Here is a 15,078-nt window from a genome sequence, read left to right as displayed (position 1 = left end):
TCTCAGGCCCCCGCCACGCGGCTCCCGGCCTGCTCGGCCGAGTCCGCCGCCTCCGCCGCCTCCTCCGACGCCAAGGACGCCGCCGACTCGGCCGCGGAGCCGAATACCCGCGAAGCGCCCACCCCCAGGTCCCACAGGTCCTCGCGCCGGCGGCCCGCCTCCGCCCACGCGCGGCGTACCCGCCCCAGGGGTTCGAGGACCGGCTCGGCGGAGAGCAGGAACGTGGCCCAGTGCATCGGGGCCAGGCGGGCCGCGCCGAGGTCCGTCACCGCGCGTACCGCCTCCTCCGGGTCGCAGTGGACGTCGCTGAGCCACCAGCGCGGGTCGTACGCGCCGATCGGCAGCAGCGCCAGGTCGATGCCGGGGTGGCGGCGGCCGATCTCCGTGAACCAGCGGCCGTAGCCCGTGTCGCCCGCGAAGTACAGCGTGCGGCCGGTCCCCTGGTCGGTGAGGACCCAACCGCCCCACAGGGAGCGGCAGGTGTCGGTCAGGGTGCGCTTGGACCAGTGGTGGGCGGGCACGAAGTCGAAGCGCACCCCGGCCAGTTGGACCGCCTCCCACCAGTCGAGCTCCGTCACGCACGTGAAGCGGCGGCGCCGGAACCAGCGGCCGAGCCCGGCCGGGACGAACAGCGGAGTGTCGCGGGGCAGCCGCTTCAGGGTGGGGGCGTCGAGGTGGTCGTAGTGGTTGTGGCTGATGACGACGGCGTCGATGCGCGGCAGCGCCGGCCAGGCCACGCCCGCCGGGGTGATCCGGGCGGGGATGCCGAGGATGCGGCGTGACCACACGGGGTCGGTGAGCACGGTGAGGCCGCCGATGCCGACGACCCAACTGGCGTGCCCCACCCAGGTGACCGCGAGGTCGGTGGCGGTGGGCCGGGGCAGCGGGCCCGGTTCGAAGGGCAGCAGGGGGATGTCGGCGAGCCCCTTCGCGTCGGGCCGGGTGGCGCCCTCGCGGGCGAAGCGGGCCAGCGCCTTCACGCCGGGCAGCGGCGCCGTCAGCCGGTCCGCGAAACTCCTCGGCCAGCGGCGCACCTCGCCGAGCGGGCGTACGCCTCCGAGCGGGCGTACGTCGCCGAGCAGGGCGGCCTCGGGGAGCCGTTCCACGGGGGGCGCGGTCACCGCGGGACGGGAGGCCGCGGGACGGGAGGCCGCGGGACGGGAGGGAGAGGCCGCGGAAGGAGTGGGCGTCGACTCGGACTGCTGCGTCATCGAGGCGGCTCCCTTCGTGGGGCGTCGTCCCGGACCGCGTCCAGGGCCGCTCCGAACATGCTCAACGCTCCCTGTACGTGCGGCAATGCGAGCGGCTCCGGTGCGGTGAGCGTCGCCAGCCGCTCCTCGGGCGTACGTCCGGTCAGCGGCGCGAGGGAGACGCGGACGCGCAGCGCGCCCAGCTCGTCGCCGAAGCGGTGACCGCCGGGCACGGGCGTGCCGAGGGCCCGGGTGAGGTGGTCCTCCAGCTCCATCGCGTCGCCGACCCCGCTCCGGGCGAGCCCGGCCCGCAGCGGTCCCAGGTCCGCGTACAGGTGCCGGCCGGCCTGCGGCGGGCGGGCGAACGCCCCGGCGTCCCGCACGAGCCGGTACGCGGCGGCCGCCACGCGCGCGTGCAGGGCGACGGCGGCGGCGCGGCGCGCGGTGACCTCCTCGGGTTCGGCGAGCGCGTACGCGGCGGCCGCCGACACCGGGGCGGCGACGACCGCGCCGAGCCCGGTGAGCGCGTCCAGGGCGCGGGCGCGCAGCTCGGCTCCGTCCGGGGTGTCGGGGAAGCGGGCGAGTGCGGCGGGCCAGTCGCCGGGCAGCAGGCCGCCCGCGAGGTCGGCGAGGACGGTGACATGGGCCGGGGCCATCTCGGCGGGGCTGATGAGGACGGTGTCGTGCGGGTCGTGCAGCGTGTCGCGCCAGGTCTCGTCGGAGACGATGTGCAGCCCTTCGCCGAGCGCGGCCTCGACGGTCTCGTGCAGCACCTCGGGCGGCGCGACGGTGGCGGTCGGGTCGTCGGCGACGCTGAGCAGCAGCACCCGCGGCCGCCCGCCCTCGGCGCGCACTCTCCGTACCGTTTCGAGCAGGGCGTACGGGTCGGGAACCCCGCCGCACTCGGCGGGCGTGGCCACGGAGTACGTGCGCCGGCCGACGAGCCGCGCCGCGGGCGCCCACCAGGCGGGGCACGGCCGGGGCAGCAGTACGTCACCGGCGAGCGCGGTGGTCACGGCGAGCAGCAGCGGGGCCGCGCCGGGGGCGGCGGCGGTGCGGCCGGGGTCGGTGGGCAGTCCGCGGCGCCGCCAGTAGCCGCTCGCCGCGTGCCGCAACTCCTCCGAGCCGCCCGGCACTTCGGCCGGTGCGCGGTCGGGCGCCGCGGCGAGGACTTCGGCGAGGCGGGGCAGCACGGGCAGGCCCTGCTCGGGTGCGGGCGGCGCGTAGCGGACGGGTCCGTGGCCCGCCGGGTCCGTCCGCCGCATGCCAGCCTCCGCGAGAGTGGTGAACGTCCGCACGCGCGTCCGTAGGTCCCTGCTTACCGCCGTCCGCGCCGCGCCGCAGCCCCGCCGGCCCCGCCGCCGTTCAGTCCTGCGGGGGCTCTTCCCGGCGGCGGGTGCGGTAGTACGCGTAGCCGAGGGCGCCGGCGATGAGGACGCCGCCGGTGAGCATCGTGGTCTGCGAGTCGGTGAAGCTGCCGCCGAGGCCGCCGCGTACGCCCTTGTTCTGGTGGGACGCGCGGGAGACGGTGAAACTCGCGCTCCACTGGCCGTCGTGCGGGCAGGACCCGTCGACGGTCCACTCGGACTTGCCGCCCACGCCGTTGGGGCCGCTGCCGGTGGAGCCGCGGGTGTCGGCGATGCGGGCGGTGCCGCGGTAGGCGGGGCCGACGCCGGGGACCGAGGCGTTCTTGACCTTGCGCAGCCGGACGCTGCCCTTGGCGAAGGCCTGCGAGTTCGCGGCGATGCTGCCGGGCGCGGGGTTGCCCCCGGTCGACGGGCAGGACACGGAGATCGTCAGGGTCCCGCCGGGTGCGACGGTACGGGGGCTGACCTCGGCGGAGGTCTCCCCCGCGGCGGCGAAGGGGGCGGCGCCGAGGACGACCGCGCAGGCTGCGGTGGTGGCGGCGAGGGATCGGGCGGTACGCATGGGGGCTCCTTCGGGACCTGGGGCGCGGTGGGGGGCGGCGCCTTGGAGCCATGGAAACCTGAGCGTTCCTCAACCGCCTGTGAGCGGGCACCATTCGGGGGGTCTGCGGTGGGGGGCGGGCGTAGCCGGGCCGGTTACCGTCGGTTGGCTGCGGTCCTTCTGTGCTGCGGGCCTTCGGGGCTATGGGCCTTCGGTGCTATGGGCCTTCGGGGCTATGGACCTTCGGCGCTATGGGCCTTCGGGGCTATGGGCGCCGGCCCAGCAGGCACAGGAGCTTTGTCTGGACGTCCGCGTTCGGGGGTGGTTCCACCGGGTGCGCGAAGAGGCCGCTCTTCGTGAGGTCGGCCGCGTACGGGGAGACCTCGCGGACCGCGAAGTCGACCAGCGGGCGCGGGAGTTGCTCGTCGGCGCCGATCGCGCGGGCCAGGTCCCAGGCGTGGACGACGAGGTCCGTGACCATCTGGCCGCAGTAGTGGGCGGCGGGCGACGGGCCGTAGGAGAGGTGGACCGTGCCGTCGAGCGCGCCGGGTCCGGCGAACGCGGCGCGGGCGGCGTCGGCGGCCTCGTCCCAGGTCGCGACGGGGTCGTCGCCGAGCACGTCGCCGTCGTAGGCCGTGCCGACGGACGCGATCGTGGCGCCGTCGCGGACGAGGTGCGGGACCCACAGCTGTTCCGCGGTGAGGTGGTTGACGAGGTCGCGGACGGTCCAGTCCGTGCAGGGGGTGGCCGCGTCCCACTGGTCGGCGGCGACCTTGTGCACGCGGTCGGTGAACGCGTCGAGGGCCTCGGCGTGCCGGGCGAGCAGTGTCCTGTGTGCCATGGCGGTCAGTCCTTCCTCGCCCGGGCGCCGTCGCGTGTGCGGGCCGAGGCGATGGGCCGGTCCGGGTGGCGGCGCAGGTACTCGTTCTCCAGGGCCGTCTGGCGTGCGGTGTGCGCCGTGAGGGCCTCGTCGGAGCCGTGCAGGAGTGTGTCGTGGCGGGTGTTGTGCAGGGTCTGCAGTTCGCGCAGCAGCGTCCGGTCGTCGAGCTGCGCGGGGTCCACTCCGGTCATGTCCGTCTCCTTCGGGGCGTCGGGCGCGGTACCCGTGATGCCTACTCTCCACGGGGCGACGGATCCGCGCACCCGTGCGAAGATCCTTTGCATGGCTGAGCTGAGTGACCTGCTTCCCGTGGAGGCGGTACGACTCGATGTCCGCGCGGCCGACTGGCGGGGCGCGGTGCGTGCCGTGGGCGACCTGATGGTTGCGACGGGCGCGAGCACCGAGGCGTACACCACGGAGATGATCGAGAACGTCGCTACGAGCGGCCCGTACATCGTGGTCGCCCCCGGTTTCGCCTTCGCGCACGCGCGCCCCTCGCCCGCGGTGCTGCGGACCGGGATGGCGTGGGTGCGGCTCGCGGAGCCGGTGGAGTTCGGGCACGAGACGAACGACCCGGTGGAGCTGGTCGTAGGCCTGGCCGCGAAGGACGCGAGCGAGCACACCGCCGCGATGGCCGCCCTGGCGCGGCTGCTCGGCGACCCGGCGACGGCGGCCGCGCTGCGCGAGGCGCCCACCCCGCAGGCCCTGCACGCGGTGCTGAGCGGAACCGCCCGGCCGGCGAAGGCCCGGACGAGGACTGCGCCTTCCGGGCACGGGATGCACAAGATCCTCACCGTGTGCGGCAACGGCGTCGGCACCAGCCTGTTCCTCAAGAACACCCTGGAGCAGGTCCTGGACCGCTGGGGCTGGTCGCGGTACGTGACCGTGGAGGCGACGGACACGATCTCCGCCAAGGGCAAGGCGTCCGAGGCGGCCGCGATCCTCACCTCGCGGGAGATCGCCCGCACCCTCGGCGACGTGGGCGTCCCGGTGAAGGTGGTCGAGGACTTCACCTCCACGGGCGAGGTGGACGGGGTGCTGCGGGACACGTACGACGTGTCCGGCGCGGACGGGAGTGAGTGACGGCGTGGACGGGAGTGAGTGACGGCGTGGACGTACTCGTATCGATCGCGAAGTTCCTCGTCAACGAGATCCTCAGCGTCCCGGCCTATCTGATCGGGCTGATCACCGCGGCCGGCCTGATCGCGCTGCGCAGGTCGGTGGGGCAGGTCGTCGGCGGCGCCATCAAGGCCACGCTGGGCTTTCTGCTGATCGGCGCGGGCGCGAGCCTCGTCGTCGGCTCGCTCGCCCCGCTCGGCGTGATGATCCAGGGCGCGACCGGCGCGCACGGCGTGATCCCCACCAACGAGGCGATCGTCGGCATCGCGCAGGCCGAGTACGGGGCGCGGGTGGCGTGGCTGATGATCCTCGGCTTCGCGGTGAGCCTGCTGCTCGCGCGGTTCACACCGCTGCGGTACGTGTTTCTGACCGGGCATCACATGCTGTTCATGGCAACGCTGTTGACGATGGTGCTCGCGACGGCCGGACACGCCTCGGTGGTCGTGGTGGTCGTCGGCGGGGTGCTGCTCGGCATCATGCTGGTCGCGATGCCTGCGTTCGCGCACCCGTGGACGAAGCGGGTGACCGGCAACAACACCGTGGCGATCGGGCACTTCGGCACCGCCGGGTACATCGCGGCGGGCGCGGCCGGTCAGCTGGTCGGCAGGAAGAGCCGGTCGACGGAGGACATGAAGCTGCCGGAGGGGCTGCGGTTCCTGCGTGACTCGATGGTGGCCACCGCCCTGTCGATGCTGCTGATCTATCTCGTCATGGCGGTCGTGTTCCTGGTGAAGGCGGGCGAGGAGACCGCGTTCAAGGCGTTCGCGAGCGACACCGCCCCGGCGGCCGCGGACGTCGGCGACTACCTGATGCAGTCGGTGATGCAGGGCCTGCAGTTCGGCATCGCGGTCGCGGTGATCCTCTTCGGCGTCCGGACGATCCTCGGCGAGCTGGTGCCGGCGTTCCAGGGCATCGCGCAGAAGCTGGTGCCGGGGGCGGTGCCGTCCCTCGACGCGCCGATCGTCTTCCCGTACGCGCAGAACGCGGTGCTCATCGGGTTCATCGCCAGCTTCATCGGCGGCCTGGTCAGCCTGGGGCTGCTGACGGCGGTGTTCAACCCGGCGTTCGGGCTCGCGCTCGTCCTGCCGGGTCTGGTGCCGCACTTCTTCACGGGCGGCGCGGCCGGGGTGTACGGCAACGCGACGGGCGGGCGGCGCGGGGCGGTGGTCGGGGCGTTCCTCAACGGTGTCCTGATCACGTTCCTGCCGGCGCTGCTGCTGAAGGTGCTCGGCGCGTTCGGCGACGAGAACACGACGTTCGGCGACGCGGACTTCGGCTGGTTCGGCTCGGTCGTCGGGTACGCGGCGCAGGCGGGGGAGGTCGGGGGTGTCGTGCTGATGCTGGTCGTCGGGGGTGTGGTGCTGGTGGCGGCGATCGTGATGCAGAAGCGGGTGGTGGATGCGGGGTGGGATCCGGGGGCGGGGCGGGACGCGTATTTTCCGCGGGACGGCGCCCCGGAGCCCGGCGAGGGCGCGGCGCCCTCGCCGACTCTCCCGTCGACTCCCTCGTCGGCTCCCTCGTACGCGAAGCTTGCGCCGCCGGAGGGTGCCCCGAAGCCCCCGCCTCCGCCGGGGTAACCCCACAGGGGCGCGGGGCGGGGGGCGGGGAAATCAGCGCGCGCGCTCGACCCGGCGCTCGTCCCACACCGGTTCCGGGGACTCCCGCACCCGGCCGTCCGCCCCGAACACCAGATACCGGTCGAAGGAACGCGCGAACCAGCGGTCGTGGGTGACCGCGAGGACCGTGCCCTGGAAGGACTCCAGGCCCTCCTGGAGGGCCTCCGCGGACTCCAGGTCGAGGTTGTCCGTCGGCTCGTCGAGGAGCAGGGCCGTGCAGCCCTCCAGTTCGAGGAGCAGGATCTGGAAGCGGGCCTGTTGGCCGCCGGAGAGCCGTTCGAAGTGCTGCTCGGACTGGGCGGTCAGCTCGTACCGCCGCAGCCGGGACATCGCCGCACCCCGGTCCTGGGCGTGCTCGCGCCACAGGATGTCGAGGAGGGTGCGGCCGAACAGCTCCGGGTGGGCGTGGGTCTGCGCGAAGTGGCCGGGGACGACGCGCGCGCCGAGCTTCCACTGCCCCGTGTGGGCCACACCGTCACCGGCGAGCAGGCGCAGGAAGTGGGACTTGCCGGAGCCGTTGGAGCCGAGGACCGCGACCCGCTCGCCGTAGAAGACCTCCAGGTCGAACGGGTTCATCAGGCCGGTGAGTTCGAGGGCCGCGCAGGTCACGGCGCGCACACCCGTGCGGCCGCCGTGCAGGCGCATCGTGATGTCCTGCTCGCGGGGCGGCTCGGGCGGCGGCCCGGCCTCCTCGAACTTGCGCAGCCGGGTCTGCGCGGCCGCGTACCGGGACGCCATCTCGTGGCTGACGGCGGCGGCCTGGCGGAGGTTGATCACGAGCTTCTTCAGCTGGGCGTGCTTCTCGTCCCAGCGGCGGCGCAGCTCCTCGAAGCGGGCGAAGCGTTCGCGCCGGGCCTCGTGGTACGTGCCGAAGCCGCCGCCGTGCACCCAGGCGTCGGCGCCCGCCGGGCCCGGTTCGACGCTGACGATCTTCTCGGCGGCGCGGGCGAGGAGTTCGCGGTCGTGGGAGACGAAGAGGACGGTCTTACGGGTCTCCTTGAGCTTTTCCTCCAGCCAGCGCTTGCCGGGCACGTCGAGGTAGTTGTCCGGCTCGTCGAGGAGCAGCACCTCGTCGGTGCCGCGCAGCAGCGACTCCAGGACCAGGCGTTTCTGCTCGCCGCCGCTGAGGGTGCGGACCTCGCGGAACTGGGCCTTGTCGTACGGGACGCCGAGGGCGGCCGTGGTGCACATGTCCCACACGGTCTCGGCCTCGTAGCCCTGGACCTCGGCCCAGTCGGAGAGGGCCTGCGCGTACTGGAGCTGGGCGGCCTCGTCGTCGACGGTCATGATCGCGTGCTCGGCGGCGTCGACGGCCTGCGCGGCCTCCCGGATGCGCGGCGGGGCGACGGAGACGAGCAGGTCGCGGACGGTGGTCTCGTCGCGTACGGAGCCCACGAACTGCGGCATGACGCCGAGGCCGCCGGTGACGTTGACGGCGCCGCCGTGCGGCTGCAGCTCGCCGGAGAGGAGCCGCAGCAGGGTCGTCTTCCCGGCGCCGTTCGGCCCGACGAGGGCGACGACCGCCCCCTCACCGACCCGGAACGAGACGTCGCCGAGCAGCGTGCGCCCGTCGGGGAGGTGGTATTCGAGGTGTGCGGCTTCCAAGTGACCCATGGTTCCGCATTCTCGACGGGCGGCCGCGAGCGGGGCAAACGCGTTTCCGCCCCCAGCCCCGCTGTCCGTACTGCGAGACGATGGGTCTCATTATTCGACATGGTCGCGTACGGTGCGGGCATCGCGTCCGGGCCGTCCAGCGGCCGGCCAACCGAGGAAGACCGCCATGCCGAGGAAGACCGCCATGCCGAGGGAGACCGCCATGCCGAGGGAGGCCGCCGTCTACACCCACGGGCACCACGCGTCCGTGCTGCGCTCGCACACCTGGCGGACCGCCGCCAACTCCGCCGCGTACCTGGTCGGCGCAGTGAAGCCGCACATGCGCATCCTGGACGTCGGCTGCGGACCCGGCACCATCACCGCAGACCTGGCCGCCCTGGTCCCCGAGGGCCACGTCACCGGCGTCGACGCGGCGCCCGGGGTCCTGGAGCAGGCCCGCGCCACTGCGGCCGAACGGGGCCTGGACAACGTGGAGTTCGCGGTCGCCGACGTGCACGCCCTCGGCTTCCCCGACGACACCTTCTGCGTGGCCCACGCCCACCAGGTGCTGCAGCACGTCGGCGACCCGGTGCAGGCGCTGCGCGAGCTGCGGCGCGTGGTGAGGCCCGGCGGCATCGTCGCCGTACGCGACTCCGACTACGCGGCGATGACCTGGCACCCGCACACGCCCGGCCTGGACGACTGGCTGGAGCTGTACGAGCGGGTGGCGCGCGCCAACGGCGGCGAGCCGGACGCGGGCCGCAGGCTCAAGTCCTGGGCCCTGGAGGCGGGCTTCACCGACATCACGGCGTCGTCCTCGACGTGGACGTTCAGCACACCGGACGAGCGCGCCTGGTGGAGCGGCCTGTGGGCCGAGCGCACCACTGACTCCTCGTACGCCCGCCGCGCCACCGAGTCCGGCCACGCGGACGCGGCACGGCTGGCCGCGATCGCGGACGCGTGGCGGGCGTGGGGCGAGCAGGCGGACGGGTGGTTCGCGGTGCTGCACGGGGAGCTGCTCTGCCGGGTGTGAGCACACCCGCCTCCGCCACGGCGGGCCCGGCACGCGGCCGGAATCCACCCCTGGAAGGTGATTCAGCGGGGCGGGAGGGGGCGGCGGCGTACGCGGAGTGAGGTGCGCCTGGCCGGGTACGCCAACTACCCTGCCCCGTATGGAAATCCTGGGTACCACGCTGCGCATCTGCGTCGATGACCTGGACGCCGCCGTCGCGTTCTACGAGCAGCTGACCGGCGCCGCGGCGCAACGCTCCGACCGCGGTGGGGTGTCCGTGGCCGCGGTGGGCTGCTTCCTCCTGATGAGCGGTCCCGCCGCCGAGCTGGAGGTGCTGCGCAAGGTGACGGCGACGGTGGCCGTGCCGGACGTGGACGAGGCCCAGAAGGTCCTCACCGCCTCGGGCGGCCGCGTCGTCGCGGGCCCCGTGGCGACGCCGGTGGGCCGCAACCTGATCGCGCTGCACCCGGACGGCGCGATCTTCGAGTACGCGGACCGGCGTCCGGCGGCCTGAACTTTCCCCCGGAGGGGCTGAATGTGCCGGACAGGCCCTAACCCCCGGCCCGTACGGCTACCGCACCACCGGCAGCCGCAGCACTCCCGTGTCCGAGGGTTCATGGGTGACGGTCACCGGCTTCACGCCCCGGTTGCCGTAGTACGCGTCGTCGCTGGCGGCGATCACGAACTGCAGGCGGTGGCCCTTCTCGTAGCGGTGCACGATGCCCGGCAGGGTCACGGTGAATTCGCGGGTCACGTCCGGCACACGCGCGGGCGCGACGAGGCGGTGCACCAGGGTCTTCGTGCCGTCGGGCGCCACGTCGTACAGCTTCGCGAAGAGCACCAGCTGGTCCGCCGCGTCCCCGGAGTCCTGCACCCGCTCGGTCTTCGGCGAGATCACCTTGAGGGTGGCCTTCGGGGCGCCGACGACATCGGTGGCCTCGGTGAGGGGTTCGCTGGTCCAGTCGAGATAGGTGCCCTCGGTGTCGCGCGGGGCCGGGTCGCCGAGGCCGATGATCCCGGCGAGGGAGCTCTCCGAGTGGCTGGTCGGCACCAGCCGGTTGCGGTACTCGCGGCTGCCGCGGGCCACCTTGGCGCGGTCGTCGACGAGCTTGCCGTCGCCGGACAGGTACAGCGTCTGCGACAGCGCCGGCAGCGTGTCCGCCGTGCCGTAGGCGTCCGGGCCCGGCCGCCAGTCCCGGTAGTACGCGAAGTCCGGCCCGGTGTCGACGCCCTTCTGGTGCCGCAGGTAGCGGTCGAACCAGGCGAGGATGCGCTTGCCGACGTAGGAGGTCTCCAAGTTGCCCTCGCCCAGGTTCAGTTCGCCGGACGCGGGGTCGGTCATGCCGCCGCTGTGGCCCCAGGACTGCCAGATCATCTTGGTCTCGGTGCCCTGCTCCTTCAGCGTCTCGTACGTCGCCGTCGCCTCGTTGAGGTTGAACAGCGTGTCCGCCTGGCCCTGCACGAGCAGCGTGGGCGCACGCACCCGGTCCAGATAGGAGACGGGCGAGACGCTGCGTGCATACCGCAGCATCTCGGCGGTGCGCTCGGCGGGGTACCGCTTCTGGTCGAGCAGCCGCTTCGTCTCGCAGGCGCCGGCCACGAAGTGCAGACAGCCCGAGTCGCCGAGCCGGGACGGGTCGAGGCTCGGGTGGAGCAGTCCTTGCGCCTCGCCGATGAGGAAGAAGCCGCCTGTCCACTGGTACTTGTACGCGCCGGGAGTGTCGGAGGAGACGCCGCCCAACTCCTGGGACTGGGCGGCGTTGTTCGGGTCGAGGGAGTACGCGAGGTCGTTCCAGGTGATCAGCGGTACGAGGGCGTCGACCCGGCGGTCCTGCGCGGCCGTCGCCAGCTGGATGGCGCCGCCGTACGAGCCGCCGATCATGCCGACGCGCGGGTCGCCCGCCGCGTCCGCGCTGACGTAGTCGGCCTTCGTGCCGTCGTCGGCGGCGCGCGTCCCGGCGAGGAAGTCGACCAGGTGGGAGGCGGCGCGGCCGTCGTGCTCCGGGGCGTCGAGGGAGATCGGGCAGCCGGACTTGCCGAAGCCGAGCCCGGAGTAGGCGAGCGCCACGTAGCCGCGCTCGGCGAAGGCCCCGGCGGTGGCGTCCGTGGACCCGTCCGCCTTGCTGCCGCCGAAGCCGTTGGTGGTGAGGACGGCGGGCGCCCGGTGTTCGGCGTCGACCCCGGCGGGCCGGTAGAGGTCGGCGTCCACGGTGCAGGTGCGGCCGCCCGCGTCGACGGTGAACTTCAGCGGGGTGACGGTGAACTCCCCGTCGGCGGCGGCCTGTTGGGTGCCGGGTGCCGCGTGCGCGGGGGCCGCGAGGGCGAGGGGTGCGGAGACGGCGGCCGCGGCGATGCCGACGGAGAGGGTCAGGGGGATACGGGAACGCGCACCGGAACGGGACAACGCACGACCTCCACGAGTGAGCGAAATTACCGCCGGGTAAGCCGGGGCCGCGCTCATGCTGTGACACGTGTCATGACGGGGTCAACGGTCGTGCACGGGGTGCGTCGGTGTAATTGACGGAGATTCAGTGAAGGCGAGGGTGGCGTAGTGAGGCGGGCCGGGGCGCATGCCCCGCCGGGGGCGCGGGGAACTGCGCGGGCGACCACGGCGGCGCCGCAGCCGGACGGCGCCCCGGGCGCCCGCGGACCGGAGAGCGCCCTACCCCCGCAACGCCGGTTCCGCGAGCCGCAGTTCACCCGCGGACGCGTCCAGCTCCGCCCGCACCCCCAGCGGCAGCGTCACCGCGTCCGCGCAGTGCCCGAAGCCGAAGCGCTCCACGACCGGGACGCCGAGGGTGCCGAGGCGGTCGGCGAGTACGGCGCGGACCTCCGCGTACGGGCCGCACTCCGCCCACGAGCCGAGGAGGACCCCGGCGACGCCGTCGAGCAGCCCGGAGCGGAGGAGTTGGGTGAGGTTGCGGTCCAGGCGGTACGGGTCCTCGCCGGTGTCCTCGACGCACAGCAGGCCGCCGCGGCCCGAGGAGCGGCCGGTCGGCGTGGCCAGGCCCGCGGCGAGCAGGGCCAGGCAGCCGCCGAAGGTGACGCCGCTCGTGCGCCCGGGGACGAGCGGGGCGACGCCCGGCAGGCCGCGGACCGTACGGGTCGACTCGGGCGCGAACAGCGTGGCGTGCAGGTGGTCGCGGGCCCGCGCGCTCGCGAGGAAGTCCGCGGCGGCCGGCATCGGGCCGTGCAGGGTGACGAGGCCGAGGCGCAGGGCGAACGCCTCGTGCAGGGCCGTGATGTCGCTGAAGCCGACCAGCACCTTGGGCCCGGCGGCGCGCAGCGCGTCCCAGTCGAGCAGGTCGACCATGCGCTGGGCGCCGTAGCCGCCGCGGGCGCAGAGCACGGCCGCGACGGCGGGGTCGCACCAGGCCCGCTCCAGGTCGGCGGCGCGCTCCCGGTCGGCGGCGGACAGGTACCCCAACCGCCCGTGTCCGGCGTGGACATGGGGTGCGACGACCGGGTCGAGGCCCCAGCCGCGCAGCACGTCGAGCCCGGCGGCGAGCCGGTCCCGGGGCACGGGCCCGCTGGGCGCGACGACGGCCACCCGGTCGCCGGGGACGAGCCGGCGGGGGCGGGTCAGGGCCCTCACGCCTTGAGCTCCAGGCGCGGCACGCCCGCCGGCTCGAACCCGAACACCTGGGCGTACAGGGAGAGTTCGGCCTCGACGGCGCGGATCATGGTGTCCGCGCGGCGGAAGCCGTGGCCCTCTCCGGCGAAGGCGAGGTAGGCGTGCCGCACGCCGCGGCCCTTCATCTGCTCCAGGAACCGCTCGCACTGCGCGGGCGGGCAGATCACGTCGTCCAGGCCCTGGAGCAGCAGGAACGGGGCGGTGACGCGGTCCGCGCGCCGTACCGGCGAACGGTCGCGGTAGCGGGCCGGGACCTCGGCGAGCGGGCCGACCAGGGACTCCAGGTAGTGCGCTTCAAAGTCGTGGGTCTCGCCGGTGGCGAACGCGGTGAGGTCGAGGACCGGGTACTTGACGGTGCCGCAGGCGTAGACGTCGGCCGTGGCGAGGGAGGCGGCCGCCGTCAAGCCGCCCGCGCTGCCGCCGCGGATCGCGATCCGCCCGGGGTCGGCGGCGGCCTCGTCGGCGAGGGCGCGGGCGACGGCGGCGCAGTCCTCGACGTCCCCGACGCCCCACTGCTCGCGCAGCCGGTTCCGGTACTCCCTGCCGTACCCGCTGGACCCGCCGTAGTCGACCTCGACCACGCCGATGCCGCGCGAGGTGAAGTAGGCGATCTCCAGGTCGAGGACGAGCGGCGCGCGGCCGGTGGGCCCGCCGTGCACCCACACCGCATAGGGCGGGAGGTGCCCGTCGGGGGCGCGGTGGCGGGGGTTGCGCGGCGGGTGGACGTGCGCGTGCACGTCCCGGCCGCCGGGTCCCGCGAAGGTGCGGATCTGCGGCTCGGGGTAGTACGCGGGGTCCACCGGGTCGGTGTGCCGGGCGCCGATGGCGCGGGCGCGGCCGGTCGCCGTGCACAGTTCGACGACCTCGGGGGCGGTGTGCGGGCCCGCGCCGACGCCGACGACGCGCGTGCCGTTCGTGCCGAGGGTCGGCGACCACTCGGTCCAGGGTCCGGCGGCGTCGGCGACCTCTCCGGTTCCGGGGTCGAGGATGCCGAGGGCGGTGGCGCCCCGGCCGTGGAGCACGGCGATCGGGCCGCCCGCGAGCGGCGCGAACCAGCGCAGGCCCACCTGCCACAGCGGGCCGGCGAACTCCTCGTCACGGGGGCAGAGTCCGAGCGGGGGTCCGGCGGGGGCGCCGGCGTTCCCGGGTACGTCGGTCCGGTACAGGTTCCACCAGCCGGTGCGGTCCGAGGCGTAAAGGAGCGTGCCGTCCTCGGCCCATTCGGCCTGGGCGATCGCCTCGTCGGGGCCGCCCGCGACGGTCCGTGCCCCGTACGCGGTGCCGTCCGCGTCCAGTTCGGCGACGCGGAGTTCCGTGCCGTCCCACGGCATCCTCGGGTGGTCCCAGGCGAGCCACGCCATGCGGCGGCCGTCGGCGCTCAGCCGGGGGCCGGTGACGAAGCGGTGCGGGCCGTCGGTGAGTTCCCGCACCCGCGCGCGGTCCTCGGCGGCGGATCCGTCGAGCGGTACGGCGGCGATGCCGCGGCGCACGTCGCTCGGTCCCTCGCCGGTGAACTCCTCCCGTACGCACCAGACTTCGCCCAGGTCGGCCCGGAGCACGGGGTCGGCCCAGCGCAGTCCGCCGCCGAGCGGGGAGGTGGGGGTGAGGGGGCGGGGCACGGCGCCGGGGCGGTCGGGCTCGTAGGCGTAGAGGCGCTGGTCGGCGAAGTGCACGAAGACCAGCAGCGGGCCGCCGTCCGGTCCGGGCACCGCGGTCCAGGGCACGCCGCCGTACTCGACGACGCGGCTGCGGACGTTCCACGGTGGCGGCAGCACCGGCTCCTCGGTGCCGTCGGGGGCTCTGCGGACGAGGGCGCGGCGGCCGGACTCGGTGGGGCGGGGCGCCGTCCACCACACTTCTTCACCGACGAAGGCGAGGTACTCCGGGGCGCCGTCGTGGGCGGCCGCGAGCTCGGCGTCGATGGGTGATTCCCATGCCCCGTACGGAGCGGTGTTGATCATGTCCCCCACTTTCTGTGGTCGAGTGCGCCGGGTTCTTCCTTCCCCACCCGTCCCTTCCCGAAGTCCTCGCCGGAGGGGCTGAATTCACGTGCCCCGTCGGGGCGCGGGGAACTGTCCCGAAGCCGTTCGCTTGCCTGGGGCCTGTCCGGCGGATCTTCGCGGGAC

The 15,078-nt window shown here is 74.3% G+C and carries 13 protein-coding genes; 4 read left to right on the top strand and 9 right to left on the bottom strand.

Features of this window, described 5'->3' with window-relative positions:
• Nucleotides 1-2 precede the first annotated feature (2 nt).
• The 5 genes from QIS99_RS03695 to QIS99_RS03675 all read right to left on the bottom strand — a co-directional run bounded on the left by QIS99_RS03695 (nucleotide 3) and on the right by QIS99_RS03675 (nucleotide 4,169).
• Entirely contained in the window at nucleotides 3-1,211 is a 1,209-nt protein-coding gene (locus tag QIS99_RS03695) for an MBL fold metallo-hydrolase (RefSeq protein ID WP_282510315.1), read from the bottom strand.
• Nucleotides 1,208-2,455, bottom strand: coding sequence for an aminotransferase class I/II-fold pyridoxal phosphate-dependent enzyme (locus QIS99_RS03690; protein WP_282510313.1), 1,248 nt, complete (start codon nucleotides 2,453-2,455; stop codon nucleotides 1,208-1,210). The genes QIS99_RS03695 and QIS99_RS03690 overlap by 4 nt, the downstream gene beginning before the upstream one ends.
• Nucleotides 2,456-2,555: 100 nt before the next feature.
• Nucleotides 2,556-3,119 carry a hypothetical protein gene (locus QIS99_RS03685; RefSeq protein WP_282510311.1) on the bottom strand — a complete coding sequence of 188 codons (564 nt, stop codon included), beginning with the start codon at nucleotides 3,117-3,119 and terminating at the stop codon, nucleotides 2,556-2,558.
• Nucleotides 3,120-3,363: 244 nt separating this feature from the next.
• On the bottom strand, nucleotides 3,364-3,939 hold the full coding sequence (locus QIS99_RS03680) for a TIGR03086 family metal-binding protein (RefSeq protein WP_282510309.1): 576 nt from the start codon (nucleotides 3,937-3,939) through the stop codon (nucleotides 3,364-3,366).
• 5 nt (nucleotides 3,940-3,944) lie between these two features.
• Nucleotides 3,945-4,169, bottom strand: a complete 225-nt coding sequence (locus tag QIS99_RS03675) for a DUF6158 family protein (protein WP_282510307.1) — start codon at nucleotides 4,167-4,169, stop codon at nucleotides 3,945-3,947.
• 91 nt (nucleotides 4,170-4,260) lie between these two features.
• On the opposite strand from QIS99_RS03675, the gene QIS99_RS03670 reads away from it, so the two are divergent.
• Both QIS99_RS03670 and QIS99_RS03665 read left to right on the top strand, forming a co-directional pair.
• Nucleotides 4,261-5,061 carry a PTS sugar transporter subunit IIA gene (locus QIS99_RS03670; protein ID WP_282510305.1) on the top strand — a complete coding sequence of 267 codons (801 nt, stop codon included), beginning with the start codon at nucleotides 4,261-4,263 and terminating at the stop codon, nucleotides 5,059-5,061.
• A 26-nt stretch (nucleotides 5,062-5,087) separates the two neighbouring features.
• The gene (locus QIS99_RS03665; protein WP_282510303.1) at nucleotides 5,088-6,674 is read left to right on the top strand and encodes a PTS ascorbate transporter subunit IIC; all 1,587 of its coding nucleotides are present in this window, start codon (nucleotides 5,088-5,090) and stop codon (nucleotides 6,672-6,674) included.
• 33 nt (nucleotides 6,675-6,707) lie between these two features.
• Here QIS99_RS03665 and QIS99_RS03660 read toward each other — a convergent pair whose 3' ends face one another.
• On the bottom strand, nucleotides 6,708-8,327 hold the full coding sequence (locus tag QIS99_RS03660) for an ABC-F family ATP-binding cassette domain-containing protein (protein ID WP_282510301.1): 1,620 nt from the start codon (nucleotides 8,325-8,327) through the stop codon (nucleotides 6,708-6,710).
• 166 nt (nucleotides 8,328-8,493) lie between these two features.
• On the opposite strand from QIS99_RS03660, the gene QIS99_RS03655 reads away from it, so the two are divergent.
• On the top strand, nucleotides 8,494-9,339 hold the full coding sequence (locus QIS99_RS03655; protein WP_408909471.1) for a class I SAM-dependent methyltransferase: 846 nt from the start codon (nucleotides 8,494-8,496) through the stop codon (nucleotides 9,337-9,339).
• Nucleotides 9,340-9,478: 139 nt separating this feature from the next.
• Nucleotides 9,479-9,832, top strand: coding sequence for a VOC family protein (locus QIS99_RS03650; protein WP_282510299.1), 354 nt, complete (start codon nucleotides 9,479-9,481; stop codon nucleotides 9,830-9,832).
• 57 nt (nucleotides 9,833-9,889) lie between these two features.
• On the opposite strand, the gene QIS99_RS03645 is transcribed toward QIS99_RS03650, so the two are convergent.
• The 3 genes from QIS99_RS03645 to QIS99_RS03635 form a co-directional block, all read right to left on the bottom strand.
• Nucleotides 9,890-11,722, bottom strand: a complete 1,833-nt coding sequence (locus QIS99_RS03645) for a CocE/NonD family hydrolase (RefSeq protein ID WP_282510297.1) — start codon at nucleotides 11,720-11,722, stop codon at nucleotides 9,890-9,892.
• A gap of 258 nt (nucleotides 11,723-11,980) precedes the next feature.
• Nucleotides 11,981-12,913 (bottom strand): S66 peptidase family protein, encoded by a 933-nt coding sequence (locus QIS99_RS03640; RefSeq protein ID WP_282510295.1) that lies wholly within the window; start codon nucleotides 12,911-12,913, stop codon nucleotides 11,981-11,983.
• Nucleotides 12,910-14,913 carry a prolyl oligopeptidase family serine peptidase gene (locus tag QIS99_RS03635; protein ID WP_282510293.1) on the bottom strand — a complete coding sequence of 668 codons (2,004 nt, stop codon included), beginning with the start codon at nucleotides 14,911-14,913 and terminating at the stop codon, nucleotides 12,910-12,912. Before QIS99_RS03635 ends, QIS99_RS03640 begins: the two co-directional genes overlap by 4 nt.
• Nucleotides 14,914-15,078: the final 165 nt, after the last annotated feature.

The organism is Streptomyces solicavernae (assembly GCF_029968095.1).
GTDB classification, from domain to species: Bacteria; Actinomycetota; Actinomycetes; order Streptomycetales; family Streptomycetaceae; genus Streptomyces; species Streptomyces solicavernae.
This window is presented reverse-complemented; position numbering and strand designations above follow the sequence as displayed.

Bases quoted from the DNA above. Each gene is read 5' to 3' on its own strand.
- QIS99_RS03655 (WP_408909471.1), top strand. From the start codon at position 8,494: ATGCCGAGGAAGACCGCCATGCCGAGGGAGACCGCCATGCCGAGGGAG.
- QIS99_RS03680 (WP_282510309.1), bottom strand. From the start codon at position 3,939: ATGGCACACAGGACACTGCTCGCCCGGCACGCCGAGGCCCTCGACGCG.
- QIS99_RS03685 (WP_282510311.1), bottom strand. From the start codon at position 3,119: ATGCGTACCGCCCGATCCCTCGCCGCCACCACCGCAGCCTGCGCGGTC.
- QIS99_RS03660 (WP_282510301.1), bottom strand. From the start codon at position 8,327: ATGGGTCACTTGGAAGCCGCACACCTCGAATACCACCTCCCCGACGGG.
- QIS99_RS03695 (WP_282510315.1), bottom strand. From the start codon at position 1,211: ATGACGCAGCAGTCCGAGTCGACGCCCACTCCTTCCGCGGCCTCTCCC.
- QIS99_RS03675 (WP_282510307.1), bottom strand. From the start codon at position 4,169: ATGACCGGAGTGGACCCCGCGCAGCTCGACGACCGGACGCTGCTGCGC.
- QIS99_RS03670 (WP_282510305.1), top strand. From the start codon at position 4,261: ATGGCTGAGCTGAGTGACCTGCTTCCCGTGGAGGCGGTACGACTCGAT.
- QIS99_RS03635 (WP_282510293.1), bottom strand. From the start codon at position 14,913: ATGATCAACACCGCTCCGTACGGGGCATGGGAATCACCCATCGACGCC.
- QIS99_RS03650 (WP_282510299.1), top strand. From the start codon at position 9,479: ATGGAAATCCTGGGTACCACGCTGCGCATCTGCGTCGATGACCTGGAC.
- QIS99_RS03690 (WP_282510313.1), bottom strand. From the start codon at position 2,455: ATGCGGCGGACGGACCCGGCGGGCCACGGACCCGTCCGCTACGCGCCG.